Here is a 19,788-nt window from a genome sequence, read left to right as displayed (position 1 = left end):
AAATGTCGACTTTGACTATTAAAGACCTTCACGCATCCGTTGAGACCGCTGAAGGACCGAAGGAAATTCTGAAGGGCGTGAACCTGACCATTAACTCCGGTGAGATTCACGCAATTATGGGCCCCAACGGCTCGGGCAAGTCAACTCTTGCCTACGCTCTTGCAGGACACCCCGCCTATGAAATTACCAGTGGCGAGGCTTACCTCGATGATGCTTCGATTCTGGACATGAGCGTTGATGAGCGCGCGAAAGCTGGCCTTTTCTTGGCAATGCAGTACCCGGTTGAAGTTGCCGGTGTTTCGGTTTCGAACTTCCTGCGTACAGCAAAGACTGCGGTTGACGGTCACGCACCCCAGATTCGTCAGTGGGTGAAGGACGTGAACCAGGCTATGGAGAATCTGCGGATGGATCCTTCCTTCGCAGAACGTGACGTTAATGTTGGCTTCTCCGGTGGTGAAAAGAAGCGCCTTGAGATTCTCCAGATGGAGCTCCTCAAGCCGTCCTTCGCGATCCTTGACGAGACCGACTCCGGCTTGGATGTCGATGCGCTCCGCATTGTTTCTGAAGGCGTTAATCGCGTCCACGGCAATACCGGCTGCGGAGTTATGCTCATTACGCACTACACGCGTATTCTGCGCTATATCAAGCCCAGCCATGTTCATGTTTTTGTCAACGGCCAGGTTGCAGCTCAGGGTGGTCCTGAACTTGCTGATGAGCTGGAAGAGAATGGCTACGATTCCTACCTGGAGAAGTGAGCTTTCTCGGTGACTGAAGACTTTTCGCTTCAAGAGCTCTCGCGACTGCGCGCCGACTTTCCCATCCTTGGGAGGGTCGGCCGCGGTGGCAACCCCATTGCCTATCTCGATTTCAGCGCGACTTCGCAAAAGCCTGTGCAGGTCATCGATGCGATCAGTAATTTCTACCGCACCAGCAATGGCGCAGTACATCGTGGGACGCATCTGCTGGGTGACGAGTCGACTGCTGCCTTCGAAGAAGGACGCTCGATTCTGGCTGATTTTATTGGTGGTCGTGCCAATGAGATCGTTTGGACAAAGAACGCGACAGAGGCAATTAATTTAGTTGCACTGGCAATGCGAAACGTATCGCAGGACAGTGCTGCAAAGCCCTCAACTGTCAAGCTTTCGGCGGGAGATAACATTGTTATTACCCGAGCAGAGCATCATGCAAATCTAGTTCCATGGCAGCAGCTCTGTGCAGCAACCGGGACGGAGCTTCGCTGGCTCGACCTTCATGAAGATGGCCGAATTGATTGTGAGACTCTTGGGGTAATTGATGACCACACGCGTTTGGTAGCCTTTACACATGTGTCGAATGTGACCGGTGCGGTTTCTCCTGTTGAGTCGATTGTTTCGCGTGCTCGTCAATGCGGTGCTCTTGTGCTTCTTGATACCTGTCAGTCCAGTGCGCACATGCCGGTCGACGTCAGGGAACTCGGAGTTGATTTTGCAGTCTTCTCCTCGCATAAGATGTTGGGCCCAACCGGTATCGGAGCGCTGTGGGGGAGAGCCGAGCTTCTTTCACAGATGCCGCCCGTTCTGACCGGTGGTTCGATGATCGAGGATGTCACCATGGAATCCTCGACCTTTATGCCGGCCCCCGAGCGTTTTGAAGCCGGTAGCCAGCCGATTGCTCAGATCGTTGGCTGGAGTGCTGCTCTTCAATACCTCAGTGGCATCGGCATGGCACGCATTGCTGAGCACGAACGCATTCTGACTTCCTACATGCTTGAAGGCATCTCTGGAATTGACGGTGTTCGCGTGCTGGGACCGGGAGCGGATAAAGAACGGATCGGTGTCGTTGCATTTGCCGTTGAGGGCGTCCATCCGCATGATGTTGGACAAGTCTTGGATTCGCAGGACATCGCGGTGCGAGTCGGCCATCATTGTGCCATTCCATTGCATCACTTCTTTGGAGTCCGTTCCTCGACGCGAGCATCAGTTGGTCCGACAACAACCCGTGAAGAGATTGATCGTTTCATCGATGCCTTAGGACAGGTTCGTTCCTACTTCGGAGGCAAATGATGTCAAGCCTTGAACAGATGTATCAGCAGGTGATTCTTGATCATGCGCGTGAGCGCCACGGGACTGGTGATCCCTCAAGTCTTGCAGCCTCATCGCATCAGGTGAATCCGACTTGCGGAGACGAGACAACACTGGGTGTGACTCTGTCTGACTCAGGTCAGATCGAAGCACTGACATGGGATGGTGATGGCTGCTCGATTTCGCAAGCATCCCTATCGATGCTCTCTGACATGGTGAGCGGAGCTGATTTGGAGCATGTCCGTGAACTCTATGCGGCCATGGAGAAAATGATGCATTCACGCGGACTGGGCGTGGATGACGATACCCTCGACATCCTTGGTGATGCCGCTGCATTGGAGGGGACGTCACAGTTCCCGAATCGTGTGAAGTGCGCACTCCTTGGATGGTATGCATTGCGCGATGCTCTCGCGCAGCTCGGAACCGATATTGCAGGAGAAAACGAGTAATGGATACCTCTTCCAACCCGATGGCACAAACTGATGCTGTCGAGCAGCGCTTCGCCCCTGCGCCTTCTGCAGTTGCAAGCTCTGCCACGTCCGAGCAGGGTTCTGTTTCTGCTCCCGATGCGGCCTCGGCGCATGTATTTAATGTCGAAGGAACTGACATCATTGAGGGCGGAAGCATCGCCGGCCTTGATGTACTTGAGGCACTCAAGGATGTCATCGATCCCGAACTAGGCATCAATATTGTTGACCTTGGTTTGGTTTACGGTGTCAAGGTTGCGACGGATGATTCAATCGTCATTGACATGACCTTGACCTCAGCGGCATGCCCTCTGACTGACATCATCGAGCGCCAGGCTCAGATGGTACTGGCATCGCTCTCGGATGATGTCTTGATCAATTGGGTCTGGATGCCTGCTTGGGGTCCTGATCGAATTACAACTGACGGCCGCGAACAGCTCCGTGCGATTGGTTTTAACGTCTGAGCGAGTAGTGACGTGTCCGTGAACCCCTTCCGCTATGCTGGAGGGGTTCACCTGTTACAGAGGAAAGAGAAGCAATGACCCTGGCCGATGCTCCTGTTGTGCAGCCTGTACTTTTGGGCGGAGATTTTGGAGTTTATGCTCTTGCGCGTTCTTTCCACGAGGCCTATGGTGTGACCTCGATCGTGCTGTCTCACGCGCCGACTGTTGCGATCTCGCGTTCTGCCTTTTGTCGGGTTGAGCCGATCGTTGCGCATGCTTCCGATGAGGAACTTCTGGCAACGCTTGGCAAACTCGCTGATACATATGCGGACCGTACTCTGGTCCTTGTTGCTAATCATGACCTTCATTCTGAATTTGTTGCACGTCATTGGGATTCTCTGAGTCAACATTACGCACTCCCATTTCCCTCAATGGACGTTATTGATCGCGTGACGGATAAGGGCGCCTTTGCTCAGCTTTGTGATGAGCTGGGAGTGCCTACGCCGGCGACGCGTGTGGTCTCTTTCCGTAATTTTTCTTCCGAGGCTCCTGTTCGTCCCGAAATTCCGTTTGCTTTCCCCGTGGTGGCAAAACCTGCGCGCGGTAATGATTATGATGCTTTGGAATTTGAAGGAAAACGTAAGATCTGGTTTGTCGAGAGCCAAGAGGAACTGAACGACCTCTGGGATCTTTTGGGAGGTGTTGGCTTCCGTGGTGACTTTATTGTTCAGGAACTGATTCCTGGAGATAACACGCAGATGCGTTCAGTGACCGCCTATGTTGACTCTCACGGGCATATGACCTTGATTGGTTCCGCACGCGTTCTCTTGGAAGACCATGCGCCAACCATGATTGGTAATCCCGTTGCAATGATTACCGAGGCGTTTCCTCAGTTGTGGGAGGATGCACGACGCATTCTTGAGGCAGCAAACTATCGTGGCTTCGCTAACTTCGATGTGAAGATTGATCCACGTGATGGTCGCGCGCTCTTCTTTGAAGTGAATCCGCGAATCGGTCGGAACTCTTGGTACATGACCGCGGCGGGACATAACCCCATGATTCCAATGGTTGATGATCTTGTTCGCGGCGAAGAACATAGCCCTGAAGAAGTAAACGAGGAAATCCTCTATTCGATGGTTCCCGATCGATTGCTCTTGCGATACATTCGAGAGCCCGAACTTGCTCAGCGAGTGCGTAGTTTGATTCGAGGGGGGAAGCGTTTCGATCCGCTCTTCTACTCAGCTGATTCGGACCTGCGTCGCTTCCTGACACTCCACCTGCAAAAGCTCAATCACTACCGAAAGTTCCATAGGTACTACCCTCAAGCGAACGATCGTTCATTCTAAGGGGACTTTTCTTATGACAGATACACAGCTTCGTGAGATCACTGCCGAGGAAATGCGTATTGGCGCTGCCGGAGTGACTCCTCTGCCCATTGAACAGTCCGCAATTTGGGAACAGTACGAGGCGGTTGAGGGGCGCAAGCTCTGGGGACGTTTTGAGTATTCAGAGAATGGCAAGCGTATTGCTCTTGTCGCGCTCTACGAGTACTCAATGCGAGGGGCGCGCTACCTTTGGGCGAAACATGGACCGGTGTGGCTCAAAGAGGCTACACCGAGCCGCGAACGTGCTTTCCGCGATGCGCTTGGGCGTTACGTTCGTCAGAAAGACTCATCGATCGTTTTTATTCGCCTGAATGCGATCTTTAATGACACTGATCTTCGCGATGTCATGCAGATTATTACCTATGACCGCACCGTCATCATTCGCTCCTATGGTGGTGATGAGGAAAAGATCCTTGGGGATATGACGAAGGAAGGTCGCCGTCAGCTTCGGCGTTCGCGTAAGGCCTTGGCTGAGGTCCAGACAACGATCGCTGACGAGCATGATCAGGCTGCGGAAGATTTCACTGAGTACTACGAGGTGCTCAAAGAGACCGCCGAGCGCGATGGTTTCAGTCCTCACCCCGCCCAGGTCTACTCAACTATGTTGAAAATCCTCGGCCCTGAGCATTCACGCCTCTTCGTGCTCCGAGTCGATGGGGAAGTGGTCGCGTGGAATTTGATCCTTATCAATGACCGCCAAGCTGAATGCTATTACGGTGCAACGACTGCGAAGGCGCGTAAATTGGGAGCGATGCCTGAGCTTGATGTTCAGTGCGCCATCATCTTGGGACCTGAGCTTGACATTAATGGCGGTATTGACCTGATGGGAATTCACTCACCTCGGGTTCCCGAACTATTTACAGTCGGGAAATACAAGTTGAGTTTTGCGCAGGGCTATACGGACGTCCCGGGAGCATGGGATCTACCTTTGCGTCCGCGTCTGTATGCGGGTCTACGAAATCTACTCTCAATTAAGCGTGCTCTTCGTTCGTGACATTGGGGCGAGACGGCTACGATAGAAGGGTCCAAGCCTGCTGATTCTCGAAAGAGCGTTTGACACGCCATCGTATGCGTGCAGTCAGTGGGTAGAGATGGCGCAAGACGCCAGAACCCGAAGGAGCACAGCTCGTGCCTGTTATTAACGCAACTATTGATGGTGTTGCGGTTGAAATCGAAGAAGGCTGCACCGGAACGCAGTACTACGAATCCCGCAGTGATGTCGTCGCAATGACGGTTGATGGGAACGCATGGGATCTTTCCCGCGAAATTCCTGCCGGTGCAACTGTTGAAGCGATTACTCTGAATTCCCCAGCAGGCCTTGAGATCCTGCGTCACTCCTGCACTCACGTTATGGCGCAGGCAGTCCAAGAAATCTTCCCCGATGTGAATTTGGGAATTGGCCCCTTCATCACTGACGGCTTCTACTATGACTTCGGGAATATTGATTCCGTCACTCCTGAGCTCATGCGTGATATTGACAAACGCATGAAGCGCATTGTCAAGGAAGGCCAGACTTTCCGTCGCCGTGTTGTCACTGAAGAAGAAGCACGCGAAGAACTTGCTGATCAGCCCTTCAAGCTTGAGCTGATTAGCACCAAGGGTGGAGGAGCGCAGGATGCCTCCGTTGAGGTTGGCGGTGCGGAACTTACCATTTACGACAATGTCCGCCGTGATGGAACCACTGCTTGGAAAGACCTCTGCCGTGGCCCCCACCTGCCTTCGACAAAACTCATTGGTAACGGATTTGCGTTGACCAAGTCTTCATCCGCTTACTGGCGCGGCGACCAGGCTAACGATCAACTGCAGCGAATTTACGGCACTGCCTGGGCCTCGAAAGACGACCTTGTTGCTTACCAAGAACGATTGAAGGAAGCGGAACGACGCGACCACCGTCGCCTTGGCGCCGAACTTGATCTCTTCTCTTTCCCAGAAGAGCTGGGCGCGGGGTTGCCGATCTTCCATCCCAAGGGTGGCGTGCTCAAGCGCGTTATGGAGGACTACGTCCGTGAGGCCCATATCGAGAACGGCTTCCTCTACGTGGGTACCCCGCACATTTCGAAGGAAGAGCTCTTCCACACTTCGGGACACCTTCCGTACTACGCGGATGGCATGTTCCCTCCGATGGATGATGACGGCCAGCTGTACTACCTCAAGGCAATGAACTGCCCCATGCACAACCTGATCTTCAGGAGCCGAGGCCGTTCATACCGCGAGCTTCCGCTGCGCCTCTTCGAATTCGGTACTGTGTATCGAAATGAGAAGTCCGGTGTTCTTCAGGGACTCACTCGCGTTCGCTCCATCACTCAGGATGATTCGCACTCCTATGTGATGCCGGAACAGGCAGCAGATGAGATTAAGCATCTTTTGAACTTCATTTTGAAGCTTCTGCGAGATTTTGGATTGAGCGATTTCTATCTGGAGCTTTCCACCCGTGATACCGATGGAAAGAAGAAGGATAAGTTCATCGGTACGGATGAACAGTGGGAAGAAGCGACTGAAATTCTGCGTCGCTGCGCCGAAGAGACCGGTCTTCAGACCGTTCCCGATCCGGGCGGTGCCGCATTCTACGGTCCTAAGATTTCGATTCAGGCCAAGGATGCAATCGGTCGTACCTGGCAGATGTCGACGATTCAATACGACTTCAACCAGCCGCACCGTTTCGGACTGGAGTACACGGCTCCCGATGGAAGCCACCGCGAGCCGGTGATGATTCACTCGGCGAAGTTCGGTTCGATTGAACGCTTCATCGGTGTTTTGACTGAGCATTATGCCGGTGCTTTCCCCGCGTGGCTCTCGCCCGTGCAGGTGCGCCTTGTCCCCGTTGCCGAGGCCTTCGATGAGTACGTTGATACGGTTGCGCAGCGTTTGCGTGAACGTGGGATTCGCGTCGAAGTTGATCATTCCGATGATCGCTTTGGTAAGAAGATTCGCAATGCTGCAAAGCAAAAGGTTCCTTTCACCTTGATTGCAGGTGGGGAAGACCAAGAAGCGCAGGCAGTGTCATTCCGTTTCCGCGATGGATCCCAACTCAATGGTGTTCCCCTTGACGAGGCGGTTGAGCGTATTGCTCACCACATCGCGTCCCGCAATAACGCTGATCCCAGCGCTGAGGACTGATAGCAATGAGTAGCACTCTTCCGACCGAGGATTCCCGGGAATTCGCTGGCGTTCCCGACGGTTTCGATCGTTTATGGACGCCGTACCGAATGGCCTATATTAATGGCGATCACAAGCCCGCCGATTCCTCGTCGGAAGAGTGTCCTTTTTGTGTTGCGCCATCGCGCACAGATAAAGAGGGGCTCATCGTTCATCGCGGTGTCAGCTGTTTCGTTCTGATGAATCTCTTTCCGTATAACTCCGGGCATTTGTTGGTCTGTCCCTACCGCCATGTCTCTGACTACACGGATCTGACTGACGAAGAACGTATTGAACTCGGTCGTTTGACTGCCACTGCAATGCGTGTGGAGCGTGCGACGGCGAATCCCGCTGGATTTAATTTGGGTATGAACCAAGGTGATGTTGCAGGCGCGGGGATCGCTGCCCACCTTCATCAGCATGTTGTTCCTCGGTGGGCTGGAGACGCAAACTTCTTCCCAATCATTGCCCGTACCAAGGCAGTGCCTGAACTACTTGAGGATGCGCGTGCTCGGCTAGCCGCAGCATGGCCCATATCATCGGAGGAATAGTGCTTGGAAACCACGGACGCTCGATAACGAAAGCTATTTTTACTCCTGTCGCGAGAGTGCTCGTAGCAGCGCACATTACTCCCAATATGGTCACTATTTCCGGAACCGTTGTGACAATCGCAGTTGCTGTCACGACCTTGCCTTTTGGCTACCTTTGGCAAGGAGCCCTAGCTCTCGCTGTCGTTCTTTTCTGCGATTCGATTGATGGTGTTCTCGCGCGAATGAGTGGGACATCGTCGCCATTTGGAGCCTTTTTAGATTCAACAATGGACAGGTTGGGCGATGGAGCGGTCTTCGGTTCATTGACTGCCTTCGCAATTTTCAGCATGGAAAGCTCACTATCGAGGACTGTTACGATCGTTGCAGGCCTTATTGCGATCGTTGGTGCAGCTACCGTGCCCTATGCGCGTGCACGTGCTGAATCAATTGGGGTTATCGCAAAGGTCGGTATTGCCGAGCGGACTGACCGTCTCATCATTGCTTTGTTGGGAGCTGCACTATACGGGTGGGGCGCACCGGCTGTGTTCCTCGCAGCAAGTTTGTGTTGGGTTGCTTTTGCATCGATCGTTACTGTTGTTCAACGTGTGCATTTCACAGCAACGCATCTTCCTTCATCCCAGGAGTCCTAATGTCAGGACGTGCCTTGGTATGGGCTTTCCGAGTAGTTCCTCGACTACCTTTCTCCTTGGTCACATGGCTCGGCAGACGTGGAGCCGATCTCATGTGTCTACTCAATGGTTCCAGCGTGCGCAGAATGCGAGCCAACCACGAGCGTGTTCTTGGACGCAAGATTTCACGACGCGAGCTTCGAGATGCCGTGCGCTCGCATATCAATGCTTATGTTGAGCAGTTGAGTTTTGGTGGCAGCGTTGGTGAAAAGCTTCGTGCACGTGTTGATCTCAGCCAGGCATACGAATTCCTTCGTCTTGCCGGCGAAGGTCCAGTTGTTTTGGCTTTACCGCATGCGGGAACCTTCGATCGTGTAGGTGCGGCTGTGTGCGCACAGGGTATTTCCGTACTCACTGTTGCCGAGAGATTGAATCCTCCTGAGCTTTTCGATGCCTTCGTGAAACTGCGCACGGACGTCGGGATGGAGATTATCGGCGTTTCGCCGGGAGATAGTGTTTTTCACTCCTTGCTTGAGCAGGCAAAGGGCAGGAAAAACCTTGTGATCCCTCTTCTTGCTGACCGCGATATTTCCGGAACCGGTATTGAGGTTGAGTTCGGTACCAAGTCTGCTTTGGTTGCCGCGGGGCCAGCAGCACTTGCACGAGCGCTCAACGCCCCGCTCATAGCTGGGGTTGTATCAGATGTTGATGGTTCTGGCAGCCCAGAATTTGTGCGTCTGGAAGTTACTGAGAATCTCTACGACCCACAGGTCGAGGACAGTGATGTACCTGAGCTCACCCAGAAATGGGTGACTGCGCTTCTTCCGATTCTTCAACGTCGGATTCGTGAGTGGCATATGATGCAAGCAGTTTTTGTTGAGGATTTAGATCCGGAGCGCTTGGCTCGGGCGCGTAAGCGTGCGGCACAGAAAGGAGAATAGGTGAGAGTCGGTATCGTTAACCCCTACTCCTGGGATGTGCCCGGCGGCGTTCAGTTCCACATCCGTGATTTTGCGCTGGAGCTTATGAAGCGTGGACACGAGGTAAGTGTCCTTACTCCAGCAAAAAATACTGATGATCTGCCCGAGTGGATAACCGCCGTGGGTTCATCGGTCGCTGTTCCTTTTAACGGTTCAGTCGCCCGTCTCTCCTTTACCCCCTTGGCTAACATGCGAACGAAACGTTGGATCGATGAAGGCAACTTTGATCTTCTTCATGTCCACGAACCAGAAGTACCCTCTATTTCAATGTTGGCGTTGCGTGCAGCCGAGATTCCGGTTGTTGGAACTTTCCATGCAGCATTGGATTATTCCTTTTCTCGTTCCGTTTCCTCCTCTGCACTTGACCCGCTATTGGAAAAGCTTTCTGCTCGTATTGCTGTTTCAGCGGAAGCACGCCGGACGCTCGTTGAACATCATGGTGGAGATGCGGTGATTATCCCCAATGGGGTTGATACCCATTTCTTCGAGCAGGCCCAGATTAAAGCCGAATGGGAAGCAACTCCACAGCGCCCGGTCGTTGTTTTCCTTGGCCGTCTTGATGAACCCCGAAAGGGATTGCCCATCTTCTCTGCAGCGATCGAATCAGTTCTTGCAGAAGTCCCAGGTGCCCGCTTTCTTATTGCTGGACGCGGAAACGCACATGAATACCGCTCACAATTGGAGCGTTTTGGGGACTCAGTCGAATTTCTTGGTGGCGTGAGCGATGAAGATAAGGCTTCGTTACTGAAGGGAGCGAGTGTTTATGTTGCTCCCCAAACCGGTGGGGAATCCTTCGGAATTGTTCTTGTCGAGGCGATGGCAGCCGGTTGTGCAGTACTAGCCTCTGATCTCGAGGCTTTTAGGGCAGTCCTTGAACAAGGAGAAGTGGGTGCGCTATTTGAGACCGGAAATAGTGAGGATCTGGCTCGTCAACTAGTCAGACTTCTTCGTGATTCTGAAGAACGTGCAATGCTTGCGCGCCGAGGAGAAGTGGCAAGTTCTCGTTATGGATGGGATACGGTCACCGACCAAGTCTTAGCCTTGTATCAGACCGTCTTAGCATCTGCACAAGCGCAGCCATCGGCGCCGACGGCTCTTGATCTTATTCGTGGCAGGAACGAGGCCGACGACGATGAGTAATACGTTGACCCTTGTTCTCTCGGCTCTTGTTTTGGTCGCACTGGCGTTTGTTGTGCGTCAATCAGCAATTCTTGCAACACGACTTGACCGTCTTCATTGGCGGATTTTAACGACGAGAGATTCGCTGGTACTACTTCTTGATGAACGAGCACGTTATAGCGAGAGGATCGCTGACTATCCGGGGTTTACCTCTGAGGAATCTCAAGCAATCCGGGAGGCCTCGACAAGAGCACGCCGGCAGATGATTCCTCTTGTTGCCGATGGGCTAGACCGACGAACAAGCGAAGCAAGTATCCGCGATGCCCAAACACGTGAGAAGGTCATCGAATTTTTTGAGATTCAGTCGCAACTTTCAAGACTTCTTCGAAGCGCACTTAACGTCAAGCTCCGCAAAGAGATTGAAGTCGATGATTATTGGTCTCGCGAACTACGCGAACTTGACCAGGCCTCCTATAAGGTCCAATTAGCGCGATCGATGCATAACCTTTACGTTACTCAGACGCATAAGATTCGTGAGAGAAGCTGGGTACGGATTGCACATCTTGCAGGACATGCGCCAATGGCTCAGACAATTGATTTTGATGACGACACGATTGAAGACGGATACGGCTATTAAATGAGTGAAACACACCCGCGTTGGGGAGGTCCCGGTGAGGACTATCGGCTGAAGAAGATCAGAACGACCGAAGCTGAACTATTCGGTCCTGAAGACTCAACACCCGCACAAGCTCCGACATGGCGGATTCCTCAACGTGTTCGCTCGCTGCCTTTCCTTGAAATTATCTTCACAATTTTGGGAACCATCGGTGTCATTGTTCTCATGGTGACGTACGTACGTACGGGTGGTGTTGTCTCCGCTGCGGTCATGACGATCTTGGCGCTAATTCCGCTTGTCATTGTCCTCGGAGTGCTGAGTTACCTTGATCGATGGGAACGTGAGGGCTGGAAATCTAATTTCATTTGCTTCATTTGGGGAGCAGGCGTCGCAACGCTTTCTTCGTTGGTCGTCAATAGCACCTTAAATCTGGATATTGCCCGGACACTCGGTGATCAAGATTCTGCGGCGGTCATCGTGGCTGTTTTTGTTGCACCGGTTGCTGAAGAATTCTTCAAGGGCATTGGTGTCATCATCTTCGTCCTTGCACGCCGGAATTCCATTAATTCGCGACTTGATGGTCTGATCTGCGGAGGCATTGTTGGTGCCGGGTTTGCCTTCATTGAGAATATTCAGTACTTCCTGAGAACCAGCTCCTCCGGTGCATTTATGCTGACAACGACGGTATTTACCCGAGGCATCCTTTCGCCATTCGTCCATCCGATGGCAACCTCTTTTACGGGAATGGCCATTGCACTTGTTTTGATTCGTCGCTACGGTGCACTGTGGAGCACTATTCGAGTCGCGCTTGGTTACCTAACCGCGGTGTTCTTTCATGGTCTATGGAATTTTCTTGCGAGCAATAATGGTATCGGCGGTTGGTTCCATTCATACATCACCATTGAGGTTCCGATTTTTACGTGTTGGTTCATCTATCTGATTACGCAATCTTCACGTGAAGCAAAACATATCCAGCAGGGGTTAAGTCCTTATGTCGTTCAAGGGTGGGTACTTCCTGTTGAGCTTCAAATGGTTACCGACCGTGCGCAGCGTCGAAATGCCGTCAAGTGGGCTGCTAGCGCAGGTTCAGAGGCACGTAAAGCAATGAATTTCTTCTTGAATTCTCTTGCAGCCATTGGTCTTGACGAGTATGCACGTCCTTTAAGACAGCGCGAAGATCCCGCACGTGATGCTTACGATCGTGAACTCCTTACGAAAGCGGTTGAAGCGCGCAAGAAGTTCCTCTCATTGACGGAACTTTCGCAAGCGGCACGTCGGGTGGGCGCGTGAGCGTTTTGCAGTGGCCTCGTGATGAGGAAGGCTTCCCACATCGAAACGCAGCGCGGGTAATCCTCATCGACGAACGAGATCGCGTTCTTCTTGTACGAGGACACGATGCTGATAATCCCACGCGCTCATGGTGGTTCACCGTTGGTGGGGGAGTTGAGGACGGGGAAACAAGCCAAGAAACTGCCCTACGAGAGGTCTTCGAAGAGACCGGTATAGAACTTAGGCAGAAGGAACTCATTGGGCCGATCGCTCGTCGACAGGCAATATTTGACTTTAAGAGTCTGGTTGCTCGCCAAGATGAAGAAATTTTTTGGGCACGCGTTCAAGCCCAGCCTCTCAGCGATTCTCATTGGACCCCGGAAGAACAACAAGTGATCGATGAATACCGTTGGTGGGATCTTCATGAACTCGAGAAATATGCCGAGAATCATGAGGTATACCCACGCTCACTGTGTGATCTTATTCGGCAATGTCTTGTCGGATGGGATGGAGCTGTAAAAGTCATTGAGTAACTAGAGTGAGCCCCCTGCGTGGATCATCACCGCAGGGGGCTCACTCTAAGTTCTCGCGAACTAACGGGTCACTATTGTTCCCTTGGGGACGACGGTGATGCCTGATTCCGTGACTGTGAAGCCACGTTCGAGATCGTGTTCCAAATCGACACCGACGATCGCGCCTTCTTCAACGACGACGTTCTTATCCAGAATTGTCTTCACGACCTGCGAAGAACGGCCGACACGCACACCGTGCATGATCACTGAGTCAGTGACTTGCGCCCATGAATGGACATAGGAATTTGGAGAAACGATGGAGTGGTAAACCTCGCCACCCGAAATAATCACCCCGGGCGAAACGAAGGAGTCCACTGCGTGTCCCATACGCGAATGCTCGTCTCCATAAACGAACTTTGCAGGAGGCAATGAGCCATCCAAAAGCGTCATCGTGGGCCAATCCCTGTTGTAGAGGTTAAAGACCGGATGAACACTAATGAGGTCCATATTTGCCTCATAGTAGGCGTCCAAGGTACCGACGTCACGCCAGTAATCGCGATCTCGATCCGTTGAACCGGGAACGTCGTTGTCCTTGAAGTCGTAGTAGCCACACATACCACGCTCAACGAACCACGGAATAATATTCCCGCCCATATCGTGTTTCGACAGGAGGTCCTCAGCATCTTCCCGAAGCGCGGCAATCAGATCCTGAGTTGTGAAGACGTAGTTGCCCATTGAGGCTAGAACCTGGGTGGGATCATCCTCGAGGCCAACTGGATTCTGAGGCTTTTCAACGAACCTATCGACGTGGCCATCCTTGCCTTCGATTACCCCGAGGGCAGATGCTACTTCGATGGGCTGACGAATTCCTGCGACGGTTGCGGGAAGCCCAGAATCAATGTGGTGTTGGACCATCTGTGAGAAGTCCATACGGTAAATATTGTCAGCACCAGTGATGACAATATAGTCGGGATTTTCGTCATCAACGATGTTGAGTGACTGGTAGATAGCATCCGCGCTTCCCAAGTACCAGTGTGGCCCACGACGCTGTTGGGCGGGAACTGGGGCAATGAAATTGCCAAGCAGGGGAGAGGTGTACCACGTACGGGTTACGTGCCTATCCAGTGAATGCGATTTGTACTGAGTCAGCACAACGATCTTCATATAGCCAGAATTGACCATATTCGATAGTGAGAAATCAATGAGTCGGTAATGACCACCGAAGGGAACGGCCGGCTTTGCCCGATCCATGGTGAGAGGCATCAGCCTTTTACCTTCGCCCCCGGCTAGAACGATCGCTAGAACATGATTTTTAGCCATGGCTCTAGAGTATGCGTAAATTGCTCATTTTGGTTGCAGATTTTAGAACGTGGTGAAGAGCATATTGAGAGAGAAATTTCGGCTAAGCTAGAAGCACCCATGCGTCGAAGGAGCTCACATGCGCGTTGACTTGTTGACCAGAGAATACCCGCCACATATTTACGGAGGCGCGGGAGTTCATGTTACTGAATTAGCTAAGGTTCTTCGCTCTCGAATCGATGAGCTTCGTATTCACGCTTTTGACGGTCCCCGCGAAGGTGCGGGAGATGTCATTGGATATTCGGATCTCCCGGAGCTGGCACATGCCAACCCAGCGCTACGCACACTTGGCGTTGATATTGCTATTGCGGCCGATACACTTGGCGCCGATCTCGTGCACTCACATACGTGGTATGCCAATTTTGCCGGGCACCTATCGTCCTTGATGAACGATATTCCCCACGTCGTGACGGCTCATTCGCTGGAGCCACTGCGCCCGTGGAAGGCTGAGCAGCTCGGCGGCGGGTACCGCGTTTCCTCTTTCGTTGAGCGTTCTGCCTACGAGGCCGCGGCAGGTATTGTTGCGGTTTCACACGGAATGCGCGAGGACATTTTGCGCGCCTATCCCGCCGTGGATCCCGACCGTGTTCATGTTATCCATAACGGAATTGATCTGTCTCAATGGCATATTCCAACAACCGATGTTGAGAAAGAACATCAGGTGAAGGTCCTTGATCACTGGGGCGTAGATCCCAACAGGCCTTCAGTAATCTTTGTTGGGCGAATTACTCGCCAGAAGGGACTGCCGTACTTCCTGCGCGCTGCACGTCGTCTTCCCGAGGATGTCCAAGTAATCCTCTGCGCTGGTGCGCCAGATACTCCGCAGATTGCCGCCGAAGTTGAAGGACTAGTGGCCGAGCTGCGCGATAGTCGCAATGGTGTCGTTTTGATCTCCGAAATGCTCCCTCGCGTAGATCTTATTGCCCTCTTAGATGCCGCTACTGTCTTCATTACGCCTTCGATCTACGAGCCTCTTGGCATCGTTAATTTGGAGGCTATGGCCATTGGTCTACCTGTTGTTGGAACAGCAACGGGCGGTATTCCAGATGTCATTGTTGATGGTGAAACAGGTTATCTTGTGCCGATCAAGCAGCTTCATGATGGCACCGGGACCCCGCTGAATCCCGAGCAATTTGAACGCGATATGGCTGATCGTTTGATCGAGGTGCTGTCCTTGCCTGAGAAGGCTCAACGAATGGGGCAAGCAGGTTTGCGCCGCGCACGTGATTATTTCTCGTGGGATGCGATCGGTGATAAGACTGTGGCGCTTTATCAGAAGCTCGTTCACTGAGTTGATGGCTTTGAAGAGGACACCTAATGTGAGCTGCGGGATACTAAGACAATGAATACGGTAATTGAGCTCGATGACGTTGCTTTAACGCGTGGCGAGACGCAGATTTTAACCAACATTACGTGGAATACCCATCGCGGCGAGCAGTGGGTAGTTCTGGGTGCAAATGGTGCAGGAAAGACTTCTCTTGTTCGGGTGGTGAGTGGAAAAGTTCAACCGACAAGCGGAACTGCTCGTTTTGACGGTAATCCGATCAATGATCTCCAGCCCCAAGAACTTGCATCACGCTGTTCGTTAGTATCGTTGTCGACCACCCAACGACTACGTGCAAGTACGCGTGTGATTGATGTGGTGCGCTCAGCAGCGTGGGGAGTCTCTGCACCCTTTGCAGAGACTTATGAAGATGTCGATACACGGCGTGCCCGTGACTTGCTCGGTCTCTTCAGTGTTGATCACCTCGAGGAACGTCCTTTCCACACCCTGTCTGAGGGTGAGCGCCAAAGGATTGTTCTTGCACGCGGTTTGATGTCGGATCCCGAAGTACTCATTCTTGATGAACCAACTGCAGGCCTGGACCTTGGAGCGCGAGAGCTTCTCATTGCCGCCATGGAAGAGATCATCGCAGGAAAGAATGCCCCTCAGGTTATTTTGGTGACGCATCACCTTGAAGAAATTCCGCAGGGGGTTACCCACGCAGCGGTGATGAAGGACGGAGAAATCTTCGCTGCCGGCACAGTTGATGAGGTGCTGAATGGCCGGGTGCTTTCGGATGCCTTCGAACTGGCGCTTAGCGTGGAAAACGAAAACGGCCGTTGGTTCGCCCGTGGATTACGCCGTTGATTAATTTTCGGTACACAGAAGTAGGTGAAAACCAATGATTACATGGTGGATGTGGTTTCTTGGGGCGCTCGTCTTCGGCATCATCGAGGTTTTGACTATTACCTTCGTTTTTCTGATGTTTGCCATCGCTGCAATCGCGGCAGGTCTTGTTGCGCTCTTTGGCGGAGGAACCCTAGCTCAGATCGTCGTTTTCGTCGTTGTTTCAATTCTTTTGATCTTCGCGCTTCGCCCGTTGATGAAAGGACGCATTCAACGCTCAGGTGAAGATGTTCGAACCAATGCGGATGCCTTGATCGGTAAGACCGGTTATGTCACACAGTTGGTGGGCGAGCGTGACGGTCGAATTCAGTTTTCAGGTGGTGAGTGGAGCGCACGAAGTGCTGAAGGTCTGATTCCTGTCGGTACCGAGGTGACTGTTGTCGCCATTGACGGCGCCACCGCAGTTGTTCAACCGCTTCACTCTTAATTTCATCCGGTTTACTCATAGAAAGGGGAGGGATTAATGAATGAAGATCCCATCGGGAGCATTGCGATGATAGTCGGTGTTGTGCTGGCGATTTTTGTCATGATCGCTATCGCTCGCGCTGTCCGTATTGTCCCGCAGTCTGAAGCATACGTCGTGGAACGACTTGGTCGTTTCCGTTCCGTTCTACACGGTGGTATTCACCTGCTTGTTCCCTTCGTCGATCGCGTTGCCGCACGCATCGATCTGCGCGAACAGGTTGTGAATTTCCCTTCGCAGTCAGTGATTACTGCAGACCAGGCAATGGTTGAAATTGATTCGGTCATCTATTTCCAGATTACCGATCCTCGTAGTGCAACCTACGAAGTCGCTAACTTCCTGCAGGCGATCGAGCAGCTGACTGCAACTACTCTTCGTAACCTCATCGGTTCCTTGGATCTGGAAGAAACTCAGACCAGCCGTGAATCTATTAACAAGCAACTTCGTGGTGTGCTTGATGAAGCAACTGGTCCGTGGGGTATTCGCGTGACACGCGTCGAGCTCAAGTCGATTGAACCACCACCGAATGTTCTCTCTGCAATGGTGCAGCAAATTACAGCTGAGCGTACGAAGCGCGCCACGATCTTGACCGCTGAAGCCGAGCGCGAGGCGCAAATTAAGAAGGCAGAAGGCGCGAAGCAGGCTGCCGTTCTTGCAGCATCAGCACAGCAGGAAGCCCAAGTGCTTCAGGCACGTGGTGAAAAGGAAGCGCTGATTCTTCAGGCAGAAGGTGCACGCCAAGCGCAGATCCTTCGCGCAGAGGGCGAAGCTGAAGCAATTTCTGTCGTCTTCAATGCGATCAATCAGGGACATGCAACTCCTGAACTGCTGTCCTACAAGTACTTGGAGATGCTGCCTCGCATTGCTAATGGCCAGGCTTCAAAGTTGTGGGTTCTTCCTTCGGATCTCACCGGTGCACTGGATGCCATCTCCAAGGGTTTTGGTCGCTCCTAAGGTAAGCAGATGAAACAGCAACAGGAACAGGTCCTTCGTAGTGTTGCCCAGGAAGATATCCGTCTAATCCGCTTGTGGTTTACGGATGTCGCTGGAGTGCTCAAATCGGTCTCAATCGATCCCGGAGAGCTCGAGGAGGCTTTTAGCGAGGGAATCGGTTTTGACGGATCTTCCATTGAAGGTCTAACTCGTGTCTACGAATCCGATATGCTCTTGCGTCCTGATGCTGGTACTTTCCAACGTTTGCATACAAAAGATGGCACTGATGTTCACGGGCGGATGTTCTGCGATGTTCTGACCCCGGACGGATTGCCATCACCAGCCGATCCCCGAGGCGCGCTCGAGCGTGCAGTTCAGCGCGCCTCGGAGATGGGCTTCTCAGTCTTCGCGCACCCGGAGATTGAGTTTTACCTTCTTCGTCAGCCGGTCGATATCAATCATCTAGAACCGGTTGATCAAGCTGGCTATTTCGATCATGTGACTCGCGGGCTATCTAACGATTTTCGCCGGAAGATCGTGCGTGCCTTAGAAGAGACGGGGATTCAGGTAGAGTTCTCGCACCATGAAGGTGGACCCGGCCAAAATGAAGTTGATCTTCGTGCGGTCGATGCTCTTCACGCGGCCGATAACATCATGACCGCCCGGACCTTGATTGAAGAGGTAGCGCTGGCTGAGGGAATGCTCGCCACCTTCATGCCAAAGCCCTTCATTAATCGCCCAGGATCGGGAATGCACACCCACCTTTCGCTATTTGAAGGGGATGAAAATGCCTTCTACGATCCCTCTGGACGCTACCAGCTCTCTGAGATTGGTCGCTATTTCATCGCCGGTTTGCTTCACCATGCGCGCGAGATTGCTGCGATTACCAATCAGCATGTGAACTCCTACAAGCGTCTATGGGGCGGGGGAGAAGCGCCCTCCTATATTTGTTGGGGTCACAATAATCGTTCGGCGCTCGTTCGCGTTCCCGTCTATAAGCCTTCGAAGAGGAGCAGCGCACGCATCGAATACAGGGGACTTGATCCTGCAGCAAATCCCTATCTCGCGCTCGCTGTGCTTATTAGCGCTGGTCTTGACGGTATCGAAAAGAAAATGCCTCTCGCTGAAGAAGCAGAAGATAATGTGTGGCAACTCAGCGAAACAGAGCGTCAGATTTTAGGCATCCACCCGCTGCCCTCGTCACTTTCTGATGCCCTGCGCGCAATGCGTTCATCGGATTTAGTTGCCGAAGCGCTGGGCGAGCAGGTTTTCGAGCACCTTCTGCGTGAAAAAGAAAATGAGTGGCGCGAGTACCGTCGGCAGATTACTCCGGCAGAACTGCGTCAATTCCTCAAGGTCAATGGATGATCTCTGATCGTCAATTACGCCGTTATGGTGTGACTCAACCTGAACGTATTCGGGCACTCTTTGAATCGTCTGGTCTGAGCGATATCGAGCATATTGACTCACTTGAAAAATGTGCGGATATCGAACAGTTCGCGGTTTTCTGCGCAAGAGCACACGATGAATGTCCTTCGCTGATCAACCTGCTACAAAATGATGCTGTTAGTGCCAGGCGCCTTGCTGTAATCCTTGGTTTCTCATCGTGGTGGGGAGACTACCTTCTCCAGCACCCGAATTTCTTTCTTCCAGATGCTCCCGGTGCGACAAAGCTCTGTATGACCGATGAACCTTGTCGACTGCTACCCAAGGGATGG

At 52.6% G+C, this 19,788-nt stretch carries 20 protein-coding genes and 1 pseudogene; 20 read left to right on the top strand and 1 reads right to left on the bottom strand.

Going from position 1 to position 19,788, the window contains the following annotated elements; translation table 11 throughout:
• Positions 1-2: 2 nt before the first annotated feature.
• The 14 genes from sufC (at position 3) to KHW85_RS07625 (ending at position 13,166) form a co-directional block, all read left to right on the top strand.
• Positions 3-755: a Fe-S cluster assembly ATPase SufC gene (gene sufC / locus KHW85_RS07690; protein WP_009409518.1), complete on the top strand. Its 753-nt coding sequence runs from the start codon at positions 3-5 to the stop codon at positions 753-755.
• Positions 756-764: 9 nt separating this feature from the next.
• A complete protein-coding gene (locus KHW85_RS07685; protein ID WP_291459454.1) occupies positions 765-2,042 on the top strand; it encodes a SufS family cysteine desulfurase in 1,278 nt (425 codons plus the stop codon).
• Complete coding sequence (gene sufU, locus KHW85_RS07680; protein WP_178705237.1) at positions 2,042-2,509, top strand: Fe-S cluster assembly sulfur transfer protein SufU; 468 nt, start codon at positions 2,042-2,044, stop codon at positions 2,507-2,509. Before KHW85_RS07685 ends, sufU begins: the two co-directional genes overlap by 1 nt.
• The gene (locus KHW85_RS07675) at positions 2,509-2,991 is read left to right on the top strand and encodes a metal-sulfur cluster assembly factor (RefSeq protein ID WP_291459453.1); all 483 of its coding nucleotides are present in this window, start codon (positions 2,509-2,511) and stop codon (positions 2,989-2,991) included. The genes sufU and KHW85_RS07675 overlap by 1 nt, the downstream gene beginning before the upstream one ends.
• A 74-nt stretch (positions 2,992-3,065) precedes the next feature.
• Complete coding sequence (locus tag KHW85_RS07670) at positions 3,066-4,316, top strand: carboxylate--amine ligase (RefSeq protein ID WP_291459452.1); 1,251 nt, start codon at positions 3,066-3,068, stop codon at positions 4,314-4,316.
• A gap of 13 nt (positions 4,317-4,329) precedes the next feature.
• Complete coding sequence (locus tag KHW85_RS07665) at positions 4,330-5,349, top strand: GNAT family N-acetyltransferase (RefSeq protein ID WP_291459451.1); 1,020 nt, start codon at positions 4,330-4,332, stop codon at positions 5,347-5,349.
• A 134-nt stretch (positions 5,350-5,483) separates the two neighbouring features.
• Entirely contained in the window at positions 5,484-7,472 is a 1,989-nt protein-coding gene (thrS, locus tag KHW85_RS07660; RefSeq protein ID WP_291459450.1) for a threonine--tRNA ligase, read from the top strand.
• 5 nt (positions 7,473-7,477) lie between these two features.
• Entirely contained in the window at positions 7,478-8,041 is a 564-nt protein-coding gene (locus KHW85_RS07655) for an HIT domain-containing protein (protein WP_178705251.1), read from the top strand.
• Positions 8,041-8,670: a phosphatidylinositol phosphate synthase gene (pgsA, locus tag KHW85_RS07650; protein WP_178705254.1), complete on the top strand. Its 630-nt coding sequence runs from the start codon at positions 8,041-8,043 to the stop codon at positions 8,668-8,670. The genes KHW85_RS07655 and pgsA overlap by 1 nt, the downstream gene beginning before the upstream one ends.
• Positions 8,670-9,590 (top strand): lipid A biosynthesis lauroyl acyltransferase, encoded by a 921-nt coding sequence (locus tag KHW85_RS07645; RefSeq protein WP_291459449.1) that lies wholly within the window; start codon positions 8,670-8,672, stop codon positions 9,588-9,590. The genes pgsA and KHW85_RS07645 overlap by 1 nt, the downstream gene beginning before the upstream one ends.
• A complete protein-coding gene (locus KHW85_RS07640) occupies positions 9,591-10,769 on the top strand; it encodes a glycosyltransferase family 4 protein (protein ID WP_291459448.1) in 1,179 nt (392 codons plus the stop codon).
• Positions 10,762-11,385, top strand: coding sequence for a hypothetical protein (locus tag KHW85_RS07635; protein WP_291459447.1), 624 nt, complete (start codon positions 10,762-10,764; stop codon positions 11,383-11,385). The genes KHW85_RS07640 and KHW85_RS07635 overlap by 8 nt, the downstream gene beginning before the upstream one ends.
• Complete coding sequence (locus tag KHW85_RS07630) at positions 11,386-12,654, top strand: PrsW family intramembrane metalloprotease (protein ID WP_291459446.1); 1,269 nt, start codon at positions 11,386-11,388, stop codon at positions 12,652-12,654.
• Positions 12,651-13,166, top strand: coding sequence for an NUDIX domain-containing protein (locus tag KHW85_RS07625; protein ID WP_291459445.1), 516 nt, complete (start codon positions 12,651-12,653; stop codon positions 13,164-13,166). The genes KHW85_RS07630 and KHW85_RS07625 overlap by 4 nt, the downstream gene beginning before the upstream one ends.
• 60 nt (positions 13,167-13,226) lie before the next feature.
• On the opposite strand, the gene KHW85_RS07620 is transcribed toward KHW85_RS07625, so the two are convergent.
• Entirely contained in the window at positions 13,227-14,465 is a 1,239-nt protein-coding gene (locus KHW85_RS07620; RefSeq protein ID WP_291459444.1) for a glucose-1-phosphate adenylyltransferase, read from the bottom strand.
• A 118-nt stretch (positions 14,466-14,583) separates the two neighbouring features.
• Here KHW85_RS07620 and glgA point away from each other — a divergent pair, with 118 nt between their 5' ends.
• The 6 genes and pseudogenes from glgA to KHW85_RS07590 all read left to right on the top strand — a co-directional run.
• The gene (glgA, locus tag KHW85_RS07615) at positions 14,584-15,795 is read left to right on the top strand and encodes a glycogen synthase (protein ID WP_291459443.1); all 1,212 of its coding nucleotides are present in this window, start codon (positions 14,584-14,586) and stop codon (positions 15,793-15,795) included.
• Positions 15,796-15,846: 51 nt separating this feature from the next.
• Positions 15,847-16,635, top strand: coding sequence for an ATP-binding cassette domain-containing protein (locus tag KHW85_RS07610; RefSeq protein WP_291459442.1), 789 nt, complete (start codon positions 15,847-15,849; stop codon positions 16,633-16,635).
• A 34-nt stretch (positions 16,636-16,669) separates the two neighbouring features.
• The gene (locus tag KHW85_RS07605) at positions 16,670-17,101 is read left to right on the top strand and encodes an NfeD family protein (RefSeq protein WP_291459441.1); all 432 of its coding nucleotides are present in this window, start codon (positions 16,670-16,672) and stop codon (positions 17,099-17,101) included.
• Positions 17,102-17,137: 36 nt separating this feature from the next.
• Positions 17,138-18,091, top strand: coding sequence for an SPFH domain-containing protein (locus tag KHW85_RS07600; protein ID WP_009409500.1), 954 nt, complete (start codon positions 17,138-17,140; stop codon positions 18,089-18,091).
• A 9-nt stretch (positions 18,092-18,100) separates the two neighbouring features.
• On the top strand, positions 18,101-19,438 hold the full coding sequence (gene glnA / locus KHW85_RS07595) for a type I glutamate--ammonia ligase (RefSeq protein ID WP_291459440.1): 1,338 nt from the start codon (positions 18,101-18,103) through the stop codon (positions 19,436-19,438).
• Positions 19,435-19,788 (top strand): annotated as a pseudogene (locus tag KHW85_RS07590) (bifunctional glutamine-synthetase adenylyltransferase/deadenyltransferase); the annotation flags it as partial. The gene glnA and the pseudogene KHW85_RS07590, both read left to right, overlap by 4 nt.

This window comes from Actinomyces sp. oral taxon 181 (assembly GCF_018370895.1).
GTDB lineage: Bacteria > Actinomycetota > Actinomycetes > Actinomycetales > Actinomycetaceae > Pauljensenia.
The sequence above is the reverse complement of the archived record's forward strand: the minus strand, read 5'-3'. Positions and strand labels throughout refer to the sequence as shown.

Coding starts and splice junctions, on each gene's coding strand:
- sufC (WP_009409518.1), top strand. CDS start 3: ATGTCGACTTTGACTATTAAAGACCTTCACGCATCCGTTGAGACCGCT.
- sufU (WP_178705237.1), top strand. CDS start 2,042: ATGTCAAGCCTTGAACAGATGTATCAGCAGGTGATTCTTGATCATGCG.
- KHW85_RS07675 (WP_291459453.1), top strand. CDS start 2,509: ATGGATACCTCTTCCAACCCGATGGCACAAACTGATGCTGTCGAGCAG.
- KHW85_RS07670 (WP_291459452.1), top strand. CDS start 3,066: ATGACCCTGGCCGATGCTCCTGTTGTGCAGCCTGTACTTTTGGGCGGA.
- KHW85_RS07665 (WP_291459451.1), top strand. CDS start 4,330: ATGACAGATACACAGCTTCGTGAGATCACTGCCGAGGAAATGCGTATT.
- KHW85_RS07655 (WP_178705251.1), top strand. CDS start 7,478: ATGAGTAGCACTCTTCCGACCGAGGATTCCCGGGAATTCGCTGGCGTT.
- KHW85_RS07645 (WP_291459449.1), top strand. CDS start 8,670: ATGTCAGGACGTGCCTTGGTATGGGCTTTCCGAGTAGTTCCTCGACTA.
- KHW85_RS07635 (WP_291459447.1), top strand. CDS start 10,762: ATGAGTAATACGTTGACCCTTGTTCTCTCGGCTCTTGTTTTGGTCGCA.
- KHW85_RS07630 (WP_291459446.1), top strand. CDS start 11,386: ATGAGTGAAACACACCCGCGTTGGGGAGGTCCCGGTGAGGACTATCGG.
- KHW85_RS07620 (WP_291459444.1), bottom strand. CDS start 14,465: ATGGCTAAAAATCATGTTCTAGCGATCGTTCTAGCCGGGGGCGAAGGT.
- glgA (WP_291459443.1), top strand. CDS start 14,584: ATGCGCGTTGACTTGTTGACCAGAGAATACCCGCCACATATTTACGGA.
- KHW85_RS07610 (WP_291459442.1), top strand. CDS start 15,847: ATGAATACGGTAATTGAGCTCGATGACGTTGCTTTAACGCGTGGCGAG.
- KHW85_RS07605 (WP_291459441.1), top strand. CDS start 16,670: ATGATTACATGGTGGATGTGGTTTCTTGGGGCGCTCGTCTTCGGCATC.
- KHW85_RS07600 (WP_009409500.1), top strand. CDS start 17,138: ATGAATGAAGATCCCATCGGGAGCATTGCGATGATAGTCGGTGTTGTG.
- glnA (WP_291459440.1), top strand. CDS start 18,101: ATGAAACAGCAACAGGAACAGGTCCTTCGTAGTGTTGCCCAGGAAGAT.